The following is a 16,995-nucleotide window of genomic DNA, read 5'->3' as shown; positions in this document are numbered from 1 at the left end:
TTCCTAGGTTCTTCGTCATGAAACGCACGCTCATCGGCTTGGCGGTGGCGATCGGCACGGTCGTCCTCCCCCTCGCCGTGTCCCCCGCCGCGCGGGCCGTCGCCCCCTCCACCACCCCCTCCACCACACCGTCCGTCGCAGCGTCCGCCGCACCGCCCGCCGAGCCGGCCCCGGCCGCCGTCGACGCCTACCTCGGCGCGGTCATGGAGTCCACCGGCCTGCCGGGGATGTCCGTCGTCGTGACCCACGGGGACAGGATCGTGCACGCCGCCGGATACGGGCGCGACTCGAAGGGCGAGCCGGTCACCGAGCGGACCCCGATGCGCGTCGCCTCGATCAGCAAGTCCTTCACCGCCATGGCCGTCATGACGCTGGTCGAGGACGGCAGGATCTCCCTGGACGAACCGGTCGCCGGGCGACTGCCGGAGTTCCGGATGGCCGACCCCCGCGCCGCCCGCATCACCGTGCGCCAGCTGCTCAACCAGACCTCGGGCCTGTCCGACACCACCGTCGACATCGGCGCGGCACAGGCGGCGGGATCCCTGGCCGCCTACGTGTCCACGCTGGCCACCGGCACCCTGGCCTCCGACCCCGGTACGCGCTGGGCGTACTGCAACGTCAACTACGACCTGGCCGCCCGGCTGGTCGAGGTCGCCGGGGGGCGCGCCTTCGGCGACCACCTGAGGGAGCGCGTCCTCGGCCCGCTCGGCATGACCGGCAGCGCCGTCGGCGACCGGGCCGTCACACCGTCCGAAGGGTTCAACTCCCTGTACGGCGCCTGGGTGGCGCGCCCCGAGCTGCCCGCCTTCCGAGACGGCGGCAGTGGCGGCCTCGTCACCACCGCGGCCGACATGGGCCGGTGGCTGATCGGCCAGACCGGTGGCGGCGGGCGGCCGGTGACGCCGGAGAGCCTGAAGACCATGCACGCGCCCTCCGCGGTGGGCGACTACGGCATGGGCTGGGGCGAGGAGAGGCTGAACGGCACCAGGCTCCTCGTGCACTCGGGCAACCTGTTCACCTACACCGCGGTGCAGGCGATCGTCCCGGAGACGGGGTACGGGTTCGCGGTCATGACCAACAGCGCCGCCCTCCACGACGACACCTACAACGTGCTCGCCGGTCTCGTCGCGATGAGCGAGGGCCGGCCCCCCGAGGTGCCGGGCGGTGAACGGCAGACGTTCGAGCTGGTCCTGGGCCTGATCGCACTGGCCGCGACGGGGCTGGGCGTGCTGGGCGTGCTGCGGGCCCGCCGCTGGGCGAGCGGCCGGGCCGGGAGCCCCCGCTGGTGGATCGGGGCGCGGCTGCTGCCCGTGCTGCTGCCGGTGCCGCTGTTCGCCCTCTATCCGGACCTGATCTCCTTCCTCACGAACGGCCGGACGGTCACCTGGGAGCAGCTCGTCTACTTCGCCGCACCGCTGACGATCACCTTCGCGGTCGTGGCCGCGGCCGGGGCCGTCACCACCGCGGTACGGCTGGTCAGGTTGCGATCGGTAGTGTCGGGCAGGTGAGAAACGGTGTGATCCTGGCGGTGATCGCGGGATCGGCCCTGCTCAACGGGCTGTACCTCGACCACGTCCCGCTGTGGCGGCAGCTGTTCCTCGTGCTGCTCGTCGTGGCCGCCTACCTGCACGGACGCCACCTGCCGGTACGGCGGGGCTGGGAGGTCCTGGCCGCCGTCGCGCTGCCCGGGGTCGTCGCCGGCGCGCTGGACCCCTCGGTCGGGGCCGGTGCCCTGCTGGTGCTGGCGCTGTTCGCGGTGCTGCCGTGGCTGGCGGGCCGCTTCCGGCGCCAGCAGGCCGACCTGGTGGAGGCGGGCCGGGAGCGGATCGCCCGGCTCAGCCGGGAGCGGGAGTTCATCGCCGAACGCGTCGCGCTGCGCGAACGCGCCCGGATCGCCGCGGACCTGCACGACTCGCTGGGCCACGAGCTGGCGCTGATCGCGTTGCGCGCCGGGGCCCTGGAACTGGCCGCGGACATGACCGAGGAGAACCGGCAGGCCGCGGCCCGGCTGCGGGCCTCCGCGGTCACCGCGACCGACGAGCTCCGCCACACCCTCGGCGCGCTGCGCGAGAGCGGCACCGCCTCGACCGAGCCGCCGGACGAGTCCGTCGAGGCGCTGGTGGACCGCGCGCGCGGCGCCGGGATGGCGGTCGCCCTCCGTCGCACCGGCGAGCGGACTCCCCTGCCGCCGCTGGTGGACAGGGCGGCGCACCGGGTGGTGCGGGAGGCGCTGACCAACGCCGCCCGCCACGCCCCCGGGACGGACGTGCTCGTCCGCGTCCAGCGGACCCGCGACACGGTCACCGTCATCGTGTCCAACCCCGTCCCCGTGCCCGTCGCACCGCCCGCCGGCCCCGGCCCCGTGACCGGTGCCGTACCCGGTTCCGCGTCCGGTGCCGTGCCGGTGCCGCCGGGCGGCGGGAGCGGGATAGCGGGCCTGCGCGAGCGGGTGCGGCTGCTCGGCGGCACGCTGCGGGCCGGTCCGGGCGACGGAGCGTTCACCGTGACGGCGCGGCTGCCGTACGACCGCGCAGGGGTTCCGTCCGGCCGGGGCGCACCCTCCTCCGGTGAGGGTTCGCCCGAGGACCGGGAAGGAGGCGGGGAGAGCCGATGATCAGGGTGGTGCTGGCCGACGACGAGGCCATGATCCGGGCGGGGGTGAGGGCGATCCTGGCCACCGACGAAGGCGTCGAGGTGGTCGCCGAGGCCCGCGACGGGCGCGAGGCGGTCGAGCTGACGCGCGCCCACCGGCCGGACGTCGTGCTGCTGGACATCCGGATGCCCCGCCTGGACGGCCTGTCGGCCGCGGCCGAGGTGCGTGCCGCCATGCCGGAGGTCGCGGTCGTCATGCTGACCACGTTCGACGAGGACGAGTACGTCGCCAGGGCCCTCGACGAGGGCGCGAGCGGGTTCCTGCTGAAGGCGGCCGACCCCCGCGAACTGATCATCGGGGTGCGGGCGGTCGCCGACGGCGGGGCGTACCTGTCACCGAGGATCGCGCGGAAGGTCATCGCGCGGCTGGGCGGCAGGCTCGCCAGGGCGGGCACCGCGCGCGGGCGGGTGGAGTCGCTGACCCCGCGCGAGCGCGAGGTGCTGGCGCTCATCGGCCGGGGCATGCCCAACCAGGACATCGGCCGCGCGCTGTTCCTGTCGGAGGGCACCGTCAAGGCCCACGTCAGCGCGATACTGCAGCGTCTCGGCGTGAACAACCGCGTCCAGGCGGCGATCATCGCCTACGAGGCGGGCCTGGTGGACACGGACGCCTGACGTCCGGGGGCCCGGGGTCCGGGGCCGGGTGACAGGGGCCGAGCGGGACGGGATGCGCCGGAGCCGGTGAGGGCCGTCCCGAGGCTCCGGTGGGCCCCGGGCCCGGGACGGCTCGTGAGCACGCGCCCGTGATCCGGTCGTCGCGGGAAGAGCCGGGCCGTCACGGTGACGACGCAGGGAGATCATCAGGGCCCCGGCCGCATCGGGAACGCCCTCAGGGAAGACTCTCCTGTCGGCCAGGTGTGTTCGATCGCCCGCAGGTTAGGGAAGCCCTTCCGGGGTATCGGGAGGATGTCATGATCATCGTCCGGCGAGAGGTCACCACCACCCCTGCGGTCCTGCTCGCGGGGGTGGCGCTGCTGTACCTCACCGCCCAGCTCCTCATCCCCACCCTCGGCATGGGGATCGGCTGGGACGAGGCCGTCTACGCCTCCCAGTACGCCGCCCACGCGCCGCCCGCCGTCTACTCCGCCCCGCGCGCCCAGGGAGTGCCGCTCCTCGTCGCGCCGATCGTGGCGATCACCGACGAGGTGGTCGTGCTGCGGATCTGGCTGACCCTGGTCTCCTCCGCCGCCCTCTTCGGCGCCTTCGCCGTCTGGTTGCGGGTCAGGAACCACTGGGTCGTGCCGCTGGCCGCCCTGCTGCTGGCCGGATGCTGGTTGTCCCTCTTCTACGGCAACCAGGCGATGCCCAACCTCTACGTCGCGCTGGGCGCGGTCGCAGCCACCGGCTTCCTGCTGACCGGGACGCCACTGGGCCTGGGCGCCTCCATGGTGCTCGTCTCGCTCATGCGGCCGACCGACGCGCTGGTGCTGGCGGTGCCGCTGGCCGCCTACGCCCTGTGGCAGCGGCGGTTCCGGGAGCTGGCGGCGCTGGCCGCGGGGCTGGCGATCGGCTGGGGCCAGTGGACGGCCGAGGCGATCGCCCGGTTCGGCGGGGTCACCGAACGCCTCGGGGCGGCCGGGGAGCACAACGACACCGGGCTGACCGTCACCCTGGACGAGCACGCCCGCGCCCTCGACGGGCCGACGTTGTGCCGCTTCGGGGTCGAGTGCGGCGGCGTGTCCCCCGTCCTGCTCATCTGGTGGATCGCGATCCCGCTGGCCGCGGGCGCGGGCCTGTGGGCGGCTCGGAACACCCCGTGGTTCCGCGCCCTCGCGCTGGCGACGGCGACGGCCGTGGCGATGGCGCTGCCGTACTTCTTCTACGTCGACTACGCCGCCCCTCGCTTCCTGCTCCCGGCGTACGCCCTGCTGGCCCTCCCCGTCGCGACCGTCGCGAGGTCGGCCCCCGTACCGATGGTCCTGGCCGGGGTGGCCGCTCACCTGATCCTCCAGGGCACCGTCGCCGTCGCCATGTCGTCGGGTGTCCGCGCCGACCGCGACGTCATGAACGCCGCCGCCGAGGAGCTCAGACCCCGGATCAAGGGGCCGTGCGTGATCTACGGGCAGGGCGGCGCCCAGCTCGGCTACCTGCTGGGCTGCGAGTCACAGGCCATCGCCCAGCGGTTCGGCGACACCATGCCCCGGCGCATCCAGAAATTCCGGGAACGCGGCCACGACATCATCGTGACCTACCGGGGCGTCAGGCCCCCGTCCTACACCGACGACTGGGAACGGCAGGACCTGCCCGGGCCGTGGCGGGCACGGTTCGGCGAAACCTCCTGACGTCCGGTCTCCCGGGCCCGGTACTCCGGCATCGGCGCGTAACGCCCGATCCGAGGGACCGGGCGCCGGGAGACCGCGGGTCAGGAGGACGCCCGGCCGGTCAGGCGTCAGTCACCGCCCGGTCCCGCGGGCGAGGGCCGGCTTCCCCGTCCCGAGGCGTCCGCGCCGGGCCGGGCGGCCCTCCGCGAGCGGGTCCCGGTGACCAGGAGCATCAGGGCCAGGGCCGCGTACGGCACCGCCGAGGCGGCGAAGATCGCGTCATGGCCGGCGAACGTCGAGGCCGCGGCGTAGCCCCCGTAGACCAGGACGGCGCCCAGCTCGGTGCCCAGCCCGGCCAGCGAGGTCACGGTGGCGCGGGCGGGGCCGGTGATGCTCTCCTGGAGCCGTACGTCGGCGAGCACGCTCGCCACCTGGAAGGCGCAGAAGGCCGCCGCGACCGCGACGAAGCCCGCCACGTTCCCGCTCATGGCCCCCGCCCCGAGCGCCAGCGCCCCGGCCGCCAGGATCCCGGCGAGTCCCCGGTCCCCGGCGCCGCGCGCGAAGGTCACGAGCACACCTCCGGCCGCGATGCCCACGGCGACCAGCAGCACCAGGAGCGGTACGACGTGCGTGGCCACGCCGACGCCGAGCGCGAGCAGCGGGGTGTACTCCTCCAGCGAGCCCCAGAGCGCGGTCACCACCGGCACCAGCAGCAGGGCCCGCCGCGTCGTCCGGTCGGTGCGCGCCAGCCGCAGTCCCTCGCGCAGGATCGCGGCGTAGCCGCCCGGCGCCTCCTTCTCGGGGGCGTCGCGATCGATGCCCCGGGCGGGTGCCGGGACGTCGTCGTCGCGGCCGGGCTCGTCCCGCGGCGCGGTCCGTCCGCGGTGCTCGGGGAAGGTCAGCGCGACCGCCGCCGCGAGCAGGCAGGCCAGGACGCTGCCGATCGCGACCAGGGGGTAGCCGCCCAGCGCGAACACCGGGGCCGCCACGGCCATGGACGCCATGGCCGCGCCCGTGCCGATCGCACGGGCACGTCCCATCACCGCGCCGTAGCGACCGGCGGCGCCGAGCCGGTCCAGCTCGGTGTAGACCAGCGCCTCGAGCGCCCCCGACTGCAGGGCACCGGAGAGGCCCCACAGGACGAAGCCGACGGCGAACAACCAGTAGGAGGAGGAGACGGCCAGCAGCGTGAAACCGGCCGCGGCCGGCAGTGGCGCGAGGGCGAGCAGCAGGCGCCGCGAGACGGCGTCGGCCAGCACCCCCGAGGGGACCTCCATCACGACGGAGGTGATCGACCAGATCGCCATCAGCGAGGAGATCTCGGCGGTCGACAGGCCCGTCTCCACGAACAGCAGCGCGTAGAACGGGTACAGCAGGACGAACTCGTCAAGGAAGGCGTAGGCGTAGAGCGTCGCGGCCAGGCGCCTCGCGCGCTCGGCGGGCACGCCGGACGTGCGTGAAGAGAAAGTGGTCATGGGGTCCTTCTCGCGGAAACCGTACGGACTCGGGATGCTCGGCATCTCCGGGGGTCCGCGGCAGCGCGTGCCGGACCGACCTCGTGTTCAGGATCAATGTCGCCAGGTCATGTCGCCGACCCTACAACCATGCGGCTCGCCGTCGCCTCCCCTTTTCTCGCGGCGCTCCGCCGTCCCCGCAGAGATCCCGCGGCCCGGGTAAAACCAGGGTCGCCGGCGGAGTCATCAGGTCGCCTGACCTGGTGGTTACGGGATGGGAACCGTCAAATCAGTTGCCGCCCCCGCGGCACGGAACGGAGACTGGAGGTTCGCCCGTGCCGTACGGGCGACGGTGATCCGGCGGGGCGGCCACCGGCGGCGGTGGCACGGGTGAGATCCGGCTGACAGAACACGGGGTTCCGGCGCGCCATGCCCTGAACGGTCACCGTCCCGGTGAACACCGTAAGGAGCGTGTCATCTGCCGATGCCCCCTGATACCGGAGCCACCGAAACGACCGACGCCGACACCGACGCCACCGACGCCACCGACACCACCGACACCGACACCGACACCGGGTCTCGCACCCCGCGCGCCCCGCGGCAGGCGGCCCGGCCCGGTGGCAGGGCCGCCTCCCTGTGGAGGCTGAAGTCCTATCTCCGCCCCTATGCCGTCCGCCTCGTCCTCATCTGGGTCCCGGCCTTCGCCGCGGTCGGGATCGGCATCGTCATCCCGCTGATCGGCCGGGAGATCATCGACGGCCCCGTCGCCCGCGGCGACAGCACTGGCGTGCTCCCCCTGGCCCTGCTGGCCCTGGTCCTGGGCGTGATCGAGGCGGTGCTCGTCTTCCTGAGGCGGTGGATGCTCGCCGAGGCCGTCCTGGGCCTGGAGACCAGGATCCGCGACGACCTCTACGCCCACCTGCAGCGGCTGCCGATGGGCTTCCACGCCGCCTGGCAGTCGGGCCAGCTGCTCTCCCGCGCCACGACCGACCTGTCGGCGATCCGCCGCTTCCTCGGCTTCGGCCTGCTCTTCCTGGTCCTGATCGCCGTCCAGATCGTCACGGTGACCGGGTTGCTGCTGCACATGTACTGGCCGCTCGGCCTGCTCGTGGTCGTCTCGGCGGTGCCCATCATGGTGACCTCGCTGCGCTTCGAGCGCCGGTACATCACCATCTCCCGCCGGGTCCAGGACGAGCAGGGCGACCTGGCCACGGTCGTCGAGGAGTCCGCGGCCGGTATCCGGACCATCAAGTCCTTCGGCCGCGGCCGGTACGTCTCCGGGATCTTCGAGGAGGGGGCCAGGAAGGTGTACGGGACCTCGATGGAGAAGGTGGGCCTGTCGGCCAGGTTCTTCACCTTCCTGGAGGTGATCCCGAACATCACGCTCGCGCTCGTCCTGCTGCTCGGTGCCCTCGCGGTCGGCTCGGGCACCCTCACGCTGGGCACGCTGGTGGCCTTCGCCACCCTGATGCTCCAGCTGGTCTGGCCCATCTCTGCGCTCGGCTTCATCCTCACGATGGGCCAGGAGGCGATGACCGCGGCCGACCGGGTGATGGAGGTCCTCGACACCGAACCGGAGATCGTCGGCGGGGACCGCGCGATCGAGCGTCCCCGCGGGCACCTGCGCTTCGAGGGCGCGGAGTTCCGCTTCCCCGGTGCCGCCGAGCCGGTGCTGCGCGACGTCCGGCTGGAGGTGCGGCCGGGTGAGACGGTGGCCGTCGTGGGCGCGACGGGCTCGGGCAAGACCACGCTGGTCTCCCTGGTCCCCCGGCTCTACGACGTCAGCGCCGGGCGGATCACCATCGACGGCGTGGACGTGCGCGACCTGCCGCTGCCCACGCTGCGCTCGATGGTCGCCACCGCCTTCGAGGAGCCGACGCTGTTCTCGATGAGCGTCAGGGAGAACCTCACGCTGGGACGGCACGACGCGAGCGAGGAGGAGATCACCGAGGCGCTCCGGGTCGCCCAGGCGGGGTTCGTGTACCGGCTGCCGTGGGGGCTGGAGACCAGGATCGGCGAGCAGGGCATGTCACTGTCCGGCGGTCAGCGGCAGCGGCTCGCGCTGGCCCGCGCGGTCCTCAGCCGTCCCAGGATCCTGGTTCTGGACGACACCCTGTCGGCGCTGGACGTCGAGACCGAGGCCCTGGTCGAGGAGGCGCTGCGGCACGTGCTGCGCGAGGCCACCGGGATCGTCGTCGCCCACCGGGCCTCCACCGTGCTGCTCGCCGACCGGGTGGCGCTGCTGCTGGACGGCACGATCGCGCACGTGGGCCGCCATCACGAGCTGATGGCGAGCGTGCCCGAGTACCGCGCGCTGTTGTCGGCCGACCAGGACGCGCAGGACGCGCAGGAGGTGCTGCGATGAGCAGGAGCGAACCGGCCGAGCGGACCGGGACCCGTACGGAGCCGGAGGCGGTCACGACGACCGAACCGGCCGCACCGGCCCGCCCCGTGGGGACCGGGCCCGCGGACGGGACGACCGGGCCCGCCCCCGGGACCGCGACCGCGACCGGGAACGGGAACGGGAACGGGAACGGGAACGGGAACGGAGGCGGGGAAGGGGACGGGAACGGCGACGGGACGCGGGAGTGGCGCGGGGTCGCCGCCGAGGACCAGGACGAGCTGTCGGAGCAGGTGTCGTTCCTGCTGCGCGACAGGTCCCGTCGGCTGCTCGGCGACCTGCTCAGCCCGTACCGCAGGCAGATCATCGTGCTCGTCGCGATCATCGTGACCTGCAACGTCGCCTCGCTCTCCATCCCCTACCTGGTCAAGGTGGGCATCGACGCGGGCATCCCGCCGATGCTGGCGGGGTCCGGCCCGGGGACGCTGGTGACGGTCGTGGCGGCGATCCTGGTGGCCGCGGCCGTCCAGCTGGTGACCCGGCAGGTGTTCCTCAGGATGGCCGGGCGCATCGGCCAGGGCATCCTGCTGGAGCTGCGGCGGCGCGTCTTCGACCACTTCCAGCGGCTCTCGCTCTCCTTCCACGACGGCTACACCTCGGGCCGGGTCGTCTCCCGGCTCACCTCGGACATCGACGCGATCTCCGAGATGCTCCAGTCGGGGTTCGACGACCTCGTCACCGCCGTGCTGACCCTGGTGGGCACGGCCGTGCTGCTGCTGGCGCTGGACGTCCACCTCGGCCTGGTGGCGCTGCTGCCGCTGCCGGTGCTCGCACTGTTCACCCGCTGGTTCCGGCGGCAGTCGAGCATCGTCTACCGCAGGACCAGGGAGACGGTGGCCCTGGTGATCGTGCACTTCGTGGAGTCGATGACCGGCATGCGCGCGGTGCAGGCGTTCCGCAGAGAGCCGCGCAACCAGGCGATCTTCTCCCGGCTCAACACCGACTACCGGGACGCCAACATGCGGAGCATGCGGCTGATCGCCGTCTTCTCGCCGGGCGTCAAGCTCATCGGGAACGTGACGATCGCGGCCGTGCTGCTGTACGGCGGCACGCTGGCCGTCCAGGGCGAGGTCACCGTCGGCGTGCTGGCCGCGTTCCTGCTCTACCTGCGCCAGTTCTACGAGCCCATGCAGGAGATCAGCCAGTTCTATAACACGTTCCAGTCGGCAGGGGCGGCGCTGGAGAAGCTCTCCGGCGTGCTGGAGGAGCGCCCGGACGTGGCCGAACCGGCCGACCCGGTGGCGCTGGACGATCCCCGCGGCAGGATCGAGTTTCGCGACGTGGAGTTCTCCTACCTGGACGGCACCCCGGTGCTGCCCCGGCTGAACCTGGTCGTCCCGGCCGGGCAGACGGTGGCGCTGGTCGGCACCACCGGGGCGGGCAAGACCACGCTGGCCAAGCTCGTCTCCCGGTTCTACGACCCGGTGGCCGGGCGGGTGCTGCTGGACGGGGTCGACCTGCGCGACCTCGGCGAGGAGACGCGGCACGCCGCGATCGTCCTGGTGACCCAGGAGAACTTCCTGTTCAGCGGCACCGTCGCGGACAACATCAGGTTCGGGCGGCCGGACGCGAGCATGGCCGACGTGGTGGCCGCGGCCCGCGCGATCGGCGCGGACACGTTCGTCTCGGCGCTCCCGGAGGGGTACGACACCCAGGTCGGCAAGCACGGCGGCCGGCTGTCGGCCGGGCAGCGCCAGCTCGTGGCGTTCGCCAGGGCGTTCCTGGCCGACCCCGCGGTGCTGATCCTCGACGAGGCGACGTCCAGCCTGGACGTCTCCAGCGAGCGGCTGGTGCAGCGGGCCATGCAGACCGTCCTGACGGACCGGACGGCCCTGATCATCGCGCACCGCCTGTCGACCGTCGAGATCGCCGACCGGGTGCTGGTGATGGACGGCGGCAGGATCGTCGAGGACGGCCCGCCCGCCGAGCTGATCGGCGGTACCGGCCGCTTCGCCGGCCTGCATCGCGCCTGGCTGGACAGCATCTCCGAACACGGCTGATCCGCTCACCGGCCGGGCCGGTACAGGGCCGGACCGGGCACCCCGGAGCACCGTCCGGAGATCTCGCGGCACGATCTCCCGCGGAGCCTGAACCACCGCGGCGAAGGCCGCGTATCTCACGGTGGAACGGCACGAACGATCCTTCCCACCCGTACGAAAGGGGCAGTGATCACGATGAGCACCCGGCGGTCGCGCAGACGACGGTCCCTGACCGCCACCCTGCTGGTCTCCGCCATGCTGACCGCCGGGTGCTCGTCGGTGGCCGCGGCGCCGCCTCCCGTCCAGGCGATGGGGGTGGGCTCGGACCGGGGCGACGCGGACGTGCGGTTCTCCCAGGAGATGATCTCCCACCACCGCTGCACCATCCGGCTCGCCGGCCTGGTGAAGGACAGGACCGACGACCCGTACGTGCGCGGCCTGGCCGCCGCCCTCGTCCGCAGCGAGACGGCCGACATCGACCTGATGACCGGCTGGCTGCGGTCGTGGAAGGCCGAGGTGCCCGCCGAGCGCGACCCGGACGACCACGGGGCCCACGGCATGCCGGGCATGGTGTCGGCCGCGCAGTTCTCGTCCCTGGAGAGACGTTCGGGAGCCGACTTCGACAGGAGGTGGCTGACCGTGCTGGGCAGGCACCTCGACAGCGGCGTCCGGATGTCCCAGGTGGTCATCGCCCTGGGCAGGCACCGTCCCACGGCCCGGATGGCCGGCAGGCTCGTCACCGAGCAGCGGGCCCGGATCAAGGAGATCGGCGGGAAGCTCACCTGAACATCGGGCAAACCTTATATTTCAGACATCCAATGCCCGGTATAGGCTGAGGGAGAAGAACCACGAGACCCTTCAGGGACCCCGTGTTCCCCCGGCGAGGCGGTGATGGGTGCAGTGGTGCGCCAGGTCAGGGACGTGAGACCCGGTGATCATCTCTATTCGGCGTTCTCGCACGAGAGCGAGCAGCGCGAGGTGGTCACGGCCTTCGTCGGCGACGGGCTGGAGTCCGGGGAGCGGGTGCTGTACCTCACCGACGATCCTGCGGGCGAGCGGGTGCGCCGCTGGCTGGGGAGCGCCGGGATCGACACGGCCGCGGCGACCCGGACCGGCCGGCTCACCCTGAGGTCCGCCGAGGACGGCTACCTGCCCTCGGGCCGCTTCGACGTCGACGCGACGATCGCCATGCTGAGGCGGGAGGTGGACTCCTGCCTCGCCGCGGGGTTCACCGGGTTCCGGGTCAGCGGGGAGATGGGCTGGGCACTGCGCGGCGCCCCGGGGACCGAACTGCTCGACACCTACGAACGCCGCGTCACCGCCCTGTTCGACGAGGGCCTGTCCGCGGCGATCTGCCAGTACGACACCCGCCTGTTCCCCTCCGGGCGCCTGGACGCCCTGGTCGGCTGCCACCACGACGGCGTGCAGGCGAACGCGCTGTTCCACGACGGCCGGTTGCGCATCACCCCGGGCTCCGCCCCCTCGGGCGCCCCGCTGCTGCGGGTGGCCGGCATCGTGGACCAGGACAACATCGCCGCCCTGCGCACGGCCCTGGAGGCCCTCCTGCGCGACGGCCCGGACGACGACGTACGGCTGGACATGGCGGACCTGGAGTTCATCGACGTGGCCGGGCTGCGCGACCTGGCGAGCACGGCCGCGCTCCTTCCCCGGGGACGGCACCTGCGGATGCTGAACCTGGCCCCCATGCTGGGCGAGGTGGTCCGCCTGGTGGGCTGGGACCGGACCCCCGGCCTGATCCTCGACCCGGAGGTCGTCCCCGCATGAGCACCCTCACCGACGACGCGACCGCGCCCGGGCTCGTCCACCAGGCGCTGATCTACGACGACGACCGGGCCTTCCTCGCGGCGACCACCGGTTTCTGCCTGGACGGCCTGGCCGGCGGCGACCGGGTCCTGGCCGTGACCACCGAGGCCAACGCCGGGCTCCTGCGCACCGCCCTGGGCGGCGCGGCGGACGAGGTGGAGTTCGCCGTCGCGCGGGACTGGTACGACGCGCCGGGACGGACCCTGGCCGCCTACAACGCCTACGTCGAGACCCACTGCGCCGCCCACCGGCGGATCCGCGTCATCGGCGAGCCGGTCTGGCACGGCCGCGACGGGCGGCAGGAGGCCGAGTGGACGCGGTACGAGTCGGTGATCAACGTCGCCTTCGCCGACAGCCCGGCCTGGATCCTGTGCCCCTACGACACGCGGACGGTCCCCGGGCGCGTCGTCGCGGACGCCCGGCGCACCCACCCTGAGCTGCTGGACGGCTCCGGCGCGCACCGCAGCGACGCCTACGCCGATCCGGCGTCCTTCACCCACGCCGCCGACCGCCTCCCCCTGCCGCCCCCTCCCCCGGGAGCCGGGGTGACCGTCCGGTTCGGCGCCGACCTGGCCCGGATGCGGGAGCGGGTGGCCGCCTGGGCGGGGACGCTGGGCCTTCCCGCCGATCGGGTCGAGCGGCTGGTCCTCGCGGTCAACGAGGTCGCCACCAACGCGGTCGAGCACGGCGGCGGGCACGGCGAGATCCGGCTGTGGGCCGACGCCGGAGCCGTCCACTGCGACGTCACCGACCCCGGGTCGATGGACGCGCCCTTCCCCGGCCATCTCCCGCCCGCCCTCCCCGGGGGGCGGGGCCACGGTCTCTGGGTGGTCCGCCAGGTCTGCGACCTGCTGGAGATCCGTACCGGCCGGCCGGGCACGCAGGTCCGCCTGCGCCTGACGCGCGGCTGAGCCCGGCGCGCCGGACTCCCCTGCCCTCCCCGGCCGCCCTCCCGGTCCCGGCTCTCGCGTACCCGATCCGGCCCGGACACCCTCGAGGCCGCCCGGACACCCCTCGGGGCCGCCCGGACACCCCTCGGGGCCGCCCGGACACGCGAACGCCCCCTCGCCGAGGCGAGGGGGCGTTCCGGACGGGGTGACGGATCTCCCGGCCGGACTGTCAGCCGATCGTGCCCGCGGTCTCCTGCTCGGCGGCGCGGCGCCGCTCCTCGGCCTCGATCGCCTCGGCCGTCTCGTTGTCGCGGTCGCGGCGGTACTCGCGCACCGAGTAGGCGATGGCCGCGGCCCAGATGACGGCGATGGTGATGTACGCGATCGCCTGGATGCTCCCGGAGGCGTCGATCCAGTCGCTGCGCAGCAGGGTGCGCACGTTGGTCAGGATGATGACGCCGCCGACCGCGGAGCCCAGGATGCGCGGCGGGATGTGCCGGACCAGCCAGGCGGCGATGGGGGCCGCGATGACGCCGCCGATCAGCAGGACGGCCACCCAGGAGAAGTCGATGTTCTCCGAGCCGATGCCGAAGAAGAAGCCGACGCTGGCGGCGATGGCGACCAGGAACTCGCTGGCGTCGATGGAGCCGATCACCTTGCGCGGGGCCAGGCGGCCGCTGGCCAGGATCGCCGGGGTGCCGACCGGGCCCCAGCCGCCACCGCCGGTGGCGTCGACGAACCCGGCCACCAGGCCGAGGGGGGCGAGGAAGCGCTTGCGCAGCGGCTTGCCCAGGTTGCCGCGCGGGAGCCCGAACGCGGTGAAGCGGATCAGGACGTACAGACCCAGCACGAGCAGGATGATCGACATGATCGGGGCGGCGACCTCGGTGGAGAGGCCGGACAGGAAGGTGGCTCCCGCGAACGCGCCGATCGCGCCGGGGATACCGATCTTGGCGACGACCTTCCAGTCGATGTTGTTGAACCGCCAGTGAGAGACACCGGAGGCGAGGGTGGTGCCGATCTCGGCGAGGTGAACGGTGGCCGAGGCGGCGGCGGGGTTGGTGCCGATGGCCAGGAGCAGCGTCGTCGAGGTGACACCGTAGGCCATGCCCAGGCTGCCGTCGACGAGCTGCGCGGCGAAGCCGACAAGACCTAAGAGGATGAGCGCACGCACGACGCCCCCCTTCCTGTTTTTCCTACTGTGCTGATAGGGATTATGGTGATTGAAGGGTACGGCGCCGTCAAGTCACGTTTCAAGCAGGCGTCTCAGCCCATGGACACCCCGTCTCGGCGGCGACGGCCGTGGACGGGGGGCGGGGACGAGGGGCGGGGGCGGCCGACGACCGGACGGATCCGGCCGAAGACCCGGCGGGGCCGGGGATGCAGGTCCGCGGGCCCTTCCCGCGCGGGTCCCGGGCCGTCGGCGTGACGCGCGGACGGGTCCTGCGGAGGCGGCCGTCAGGTGATCGGCAGGCGGTTCGCAAGCGGCCCGCAACCGGGCCCCCCTAGAAAAGGTCCCGTTCCCGTATGGTCGTCGGGCGATTCCCCGCGAGGAGCCGTCCGTACCGACCCGTCAGCGAACCAACCGCCCGGCGCCGCCTCTCCCCCGCCGGCCGGGTACGCCCGTCCCGGGGGGAGACAGTGAGAGAGACATGCCCAGCCCTGCCCCCCTGCTCGCCGGTGCGATGATCCTGTTCGCGGCCCTGCCCTCCGGGCCCGCGTCCCCGCTGCGGACCTCGGACGCGGCCGGTGCCGTCCGCGTCGCTCACACCGCCGTCCACACCGCCGTCCACGCGGCCGGCCCCGCGGCTCCCGCCGCCCAGGGCGCGCCCGCCACCCGGTCCGCGGGCGCCGGGGCGCCGTGCAGGCCGGGCAGCGGCCCCAGGCTGGCCGGCAGGAACCTCACCCGGGCCACGCTGCCCGCCGACCTGTCCTGCGCCGACCTGCGAGGGGCCCGGCTGGACGGGGCGGTCGTGCGCAGCGTGCTGACCAGGGCCGACCTGCGGGGCGCCTCGCTCAAGGGCACCCGGCTCGGGCATGCCGAGATGGCCGGGGCCAGGCTGGGCAAAGCCGACCTGACCGAGGCCGAGCTGTACTACGCGAACCTGCGCGGCGCCGACCTGCGCGGGGCGGTCATGGACGACTCCCTGCCGTACGGCGCCCACTTCGAGGAGGCCGACCTGAGCGGCGCCACGATGGTGCGCGCCAAGACCTACGGCGCCCAGTTCGACGACGCGAAACTGGTGGGCGTCGACCTGAGCGACGCCGACGTCTACGGCGCGGACATGCGCCGGGCCGACCTCACCGGTCTCAAGGCGGCCAAGGCCCGCATGTACGGCGCCACGCTGCTGCGGGCCGTGTTCCGGGACGCCGACCTGCGCGGCACGCAACTGCGCCAGTCGGCGATGAACGGCGCGACGTTCAAGGGCGCCGACCTCGGCGGGGCCGACCTCGGCGACGTCACGGGGGCGCGGCTGGAGGGCAGCAAGGGCATGCCCAAGACCCTGCCGGCCCCCGACCCGGCGTGCGAGCCGGGCAGCGGGCCGCGGTTCGCGGGCTGGGACCTCACCAAGGTCGCCGAGTTCCCCCGCGACCTGAGCTGCGCCGACCTGACCGGCGCCAGGCTGGAGGGGGTCGACCTGGGCTCGGTCAAGCTGGACCGGGCGATCCTGCGTGACATCGTGGCCACCGGGGCCACGATCCGCTACGCCAAGGGGGCCGACCTGCGCGGCGCCCTGCTGGAGCACGCCAACTTCGGCAGCGCCGAGCTCATGGGCGCCGACCTGAGCGGGGCCCGCATGTCCGGGGCCCGCTTCGGCAGCGCCAAGCTCGCCGGGGCGAACCTCGCGAAGGCGGAGCTGTCGGGGGCGTCGTTCGGCAGCGCCGACCTGACCGGGGCCCGGCTGGGCGGCGCCGACCTGCGCGACACCGAGTTCGGCAGCGCCAGGGCCGACCGGGCCGACTTCACCGGCGCCAGGATGGAGCGGGCCGACCTGTCCAGCGGCGAGTTCCGCGACGCGGTCTTCCGGGGGGCGACGCTGAGCGGCGCCGACGCGGGGTTCACCGAGCTGCGGGGAGCCGTCTTCGCGGGCGCCGAGGTCACCGGCCTGGACACCGGCGGCGCCGAGGGCGCCGACCTGTCGGGGTCGTCCAGCAGGATGGCGTTCGGCTGGGTGGTCTTCCTGTCCGTGACGGGACTGGTGGTCCTCTGGGTGGTGTTCAAGACGGTCGCGCGCGCCCGGCGCCGGGTGAGGCTCACCAAGGCCGAGACGGCCGAGCAGGCGGTCCGCTTCGAGGAGGCCCGGGGGGTCCAGGAGGAGAACGTGACGCGGCTCGGCGAGAAGATCGACCGCCTGGCCGACGGGGGTGGCGGGGACGCGATCGACTGGAACCGGGCCCTGGACTGCTACGACGCCGCCAAGGAGGCGCTGGCGACCGCGCAGGACCTCGGGGACCTCAAGGCGGTGGACGTCATCGTGGCCCGGGGCCACAACGCCCTGACCCGTCCCGATCGCCGGACCGGGAAGTGAGGCG

General features: G+C 73.5%; 12 protein-coding genes. 10 read left to right on the top strand and 2 right to left on the bottom strand.

Going from position 1 to position 16,995, the window contains the following annotated elements; genetic code table 11:
- Positions 1-17 precede the first annotated feature (17 nt).
- The 4 genes from ACZ6RT_RS05335 to ACZ6RT_RS05320 all read left to right on the top strand — a co-directional run bounded on the left by ACZ6RT_RS05335 (position 18) and on the right by ACZ6RT_RS05320 (position 4,934).
- On the top strand, positions 18-1,508 hold the full coding sequence (locus ACZ6RT_RS05335; protein ID WP_470152322.1) for a serine hydrolase domain-containing protein: 1,491 nt from the start codon (positions 18-20) through the stop codon (positions 1,506-1,508).
- Positions 1,505-2,614: a sensor histidine kinase gene (locus ACZ6RT_RS05330; RefSeq protein ID WP_470152321.1), complete on the top strand. Its 1,110-nt coding sequence runs from the start codon at positions 1,505-1,507 to the stop codon at positions 2,612-2,614. The genes ACZ6RT_RS05335 and ACZ6RT_RS05330 overlap by 4 nt, the downstream gene beginning before the upstream one ends.
- A complete protein-coding gene (locus ACZ6RT_RS05325) occupies positions 2,611-3,267 on the top strand; it encodes a response regulator (RefSeq protein WP_399194478.1) in 657 nt (218 codons plus the stop codon). The genes ACZ6RT_RS05330 and ACZ6RT_RS05325 overlap by 4 nt, the downstream gene beginning before the upstream one ends.
- Positions 3,268-3,563: 296 nt before the next feature.
- Positions 3,564-4,934, top strand: coding sequence for a hypothetical protein (locus ACZ6RT_RS05320; protein WP_399194476.1), 1,371 nt, complete (start codon positions 3,564-3,566; stop codon positions 4,932-4,934).
- A 107-nt stretch (positions 4,935-5,041) separates the two neighbouring features.
- Here ACZ6RT_RS05320 and ACZ6RT_RS05315 read toward each other — a convergent pair whose 3' ends face one another.
- On the bottom strand, positions 5,042-6,388 hold the full coding sequence (locus tag ACZ6RT_RS05315; RefSeq protein ID WP_470152320.1) for an MFS transporter: 1,347 nt from the start codon (positions 6,386-6,388) through the stop codon (positions 5,042-5,044).
- A gap of 463 nt (positions 6,389-6,851) precedes the next feature.
- Between ACZ6RT_RS05315 and ACZ6RT_RS05310 the strand changes: the two genes are divergently transcribed.
- From ACZ6RT_RS05310 to ACZ6RT_RS05290, 5 genes are all read left to right on the top strand, one after another.
- Positions 6,852-8,732 carry an ABC transporter ATP-binding protein gene (locus ACZ6RT_RS05310; protein ID WP_470152319.1) on the top strand — a complete coding sequence of 627 codons (1,881 nt, stop codon included), beginning with the start codon at positions 6,852-6,854 and terminating at the stop codon, positions 8,730-8,732.
- Positions 8,729-10,768, top strand: coding sequence for an ABC transporter ATP-binding protein (locus ACZ6RT_RS05305; RefSeq protein ID WP_470152318.1), 2,040 nt, complete (start codon positions 8,729-8,731; stop codon positions 10,766-10,768). Before ACZ6RT_RS05310 ends, ACZ6RT_RS05305 begins: the two co-directional genes overlap by 4 nt.
- A gap of 174 nt (positions 10,769-10,942) precedes the next feature.
- Positions 10,943-11,533 carry a DUF305 domain-containing protein gene (locus ACZ6RT_RS05300; RefSeq protein WP_470152453.1) on the top strand — a complete coding sequence of 197 codons (591 nt, stop codon included), beginning with the start codon at positions 10,943-10,945 and terminating at the stop codon, positions 11,531-11,533.
- A gap of 105 nt (positions 11,534-11,638) precedes the next feature.
- Positions 11,639-12,532, top strand: a complete 894-nt coding sequence (locus ACZ6RT_RS05295) for an MEDS domain-containing protein (protein ID WP_399194465.1) — start codon at positions 11,639-11,641, stop codon at positions 12,530-12,532.
- Entirely contained in the window at positions 12,529-13,482 is a 954-nt protein-coding gene (locus ACZ6RT_RS05290) for an anti-sigma factor RsbA family regulatory protein (protein WP_470152317.1), read from the top strand. Before ACZ6RT_RS05295 ends, ACZ6RT_RS05290 begins: the two co-directional genes overlap by 4 nt.
- Before the next feature lie 208 nt (positions 13,483-13,690).
- On the opposite strand, the gene ACZ6RT_RS05285 is transcribed toward ACZ6RT_RS05290, so the two are convergent.
- Complete coding sequence (locus tag ACZ6RT_RS05285) at positions 13,691-14,635, bottom strand: sulfite exporter TauE/SafE family protein (RefSeq protein WP_470152316.1); 945 nt, start codon at positions 14,633-14,635, stop codon at positions 13,691-13,693.
- Positions 14,636-15,113: 478 nt separating this feature from the next.
- Between ACZ6RT_RS05285 and ACZ6RT_RS05280 the strand changes: the two genes are divergently transcribed.
- Entirely contained in the window at positions 15,114-16,991 is a 1,878-nt protein-coding gene (locus tag ACZ6RT_RS05280) for a pentapeptide repeat-containing protein (protein WP_470152315.1), read from the top strand.
- Positions 16,992-16,995: the final 4 nt, after the last annotated feature.

The sequence above is a fragment of the Streptosporangium sp. NPDC050148 genome (assembly GCF_055586505.1).
Note: the sequence above shows the minus strand (reverse complement) of the source record. Positions and strands in the feature narration are given on the sequence as shown.

Excerpts from the sequence above, each read along its gene's own strand:
- ACZ6RT_RS05295 (WP_399194465.1), top strand. The coding sequence starts at position 11,639 with ATGGGTGCAGTGGTGCGCCAGGTCAGGGACGTGAGACCCGGTGATCAT.
- ACZ6RT_RS05335 (WP_470152322.1), top strand. The coding sequence starts at position 18 with ATGAAACGCACGCTCATCGGCTTGGCGGTGGCGATCGGCACGGTCGTC.
- ACZ6RT_RS05315 (WP_470152320.1), bottom strand. The coding sequence starts at position 6,388 with ATGACCACTTTCTCTTCACGCACGTCCGGCGTGCCCGCCGAGCGCGCG.
- ACZ6RT_RS05310 (WP_470152319.1), top strand. The coding sequence starts at position 6,852 with ATGCCCCCTGATACCGGAGCCACCGAAACGACCGACGCCGACACCGAC.
- ACZ6RT_RS05280 (WP_470152315.1), top strand. The coding sequence starts at position 15,114 with ATGCCCAGCCCTGCCCCCCTGCTCGCCGGTGCGATGATCCTGTTCGCG.
- ACZ6RT_RS05325 (WP_399194478.1), top strand. The coding sequence starts at position 2,611 with ATGATCAGGGTGGTGCTGGCCGACGACGAGGCCATGATCCGGGCGGGG.
- ACZ6RT_RS05320 (WP_399194476.1), top strand. The coding sequence starts at position 3,564 with ATGATCATCGTCCGGCGAGAGGTCACCACCACCCCTGCGGTCCTGCTC.
- ACZ6RT_RS05305 (WP_470152318.1), top strand. The coding sequence starts at position 8,729 with ATGAGCAGGAGCGAACCGGCCGAGCGGACCGGGACCCGTACGGAGCCG.
- ACZ6RT_RS05300 (WP_470152453.1), top strand. The coding sequence starts at position 10,943 with ATGAGCACCCGGCGGTCGCGCAGACGACGGTCCCTGACCGCCACCCTG.
- ACZ6RT_RS05290 (WP_470152317.1), top strand. The coding sequence starts at position 12,529 with ATGAGCACCCTCACCGACGACGCGACCGCGCCCGGGCTCGTCCACCAG.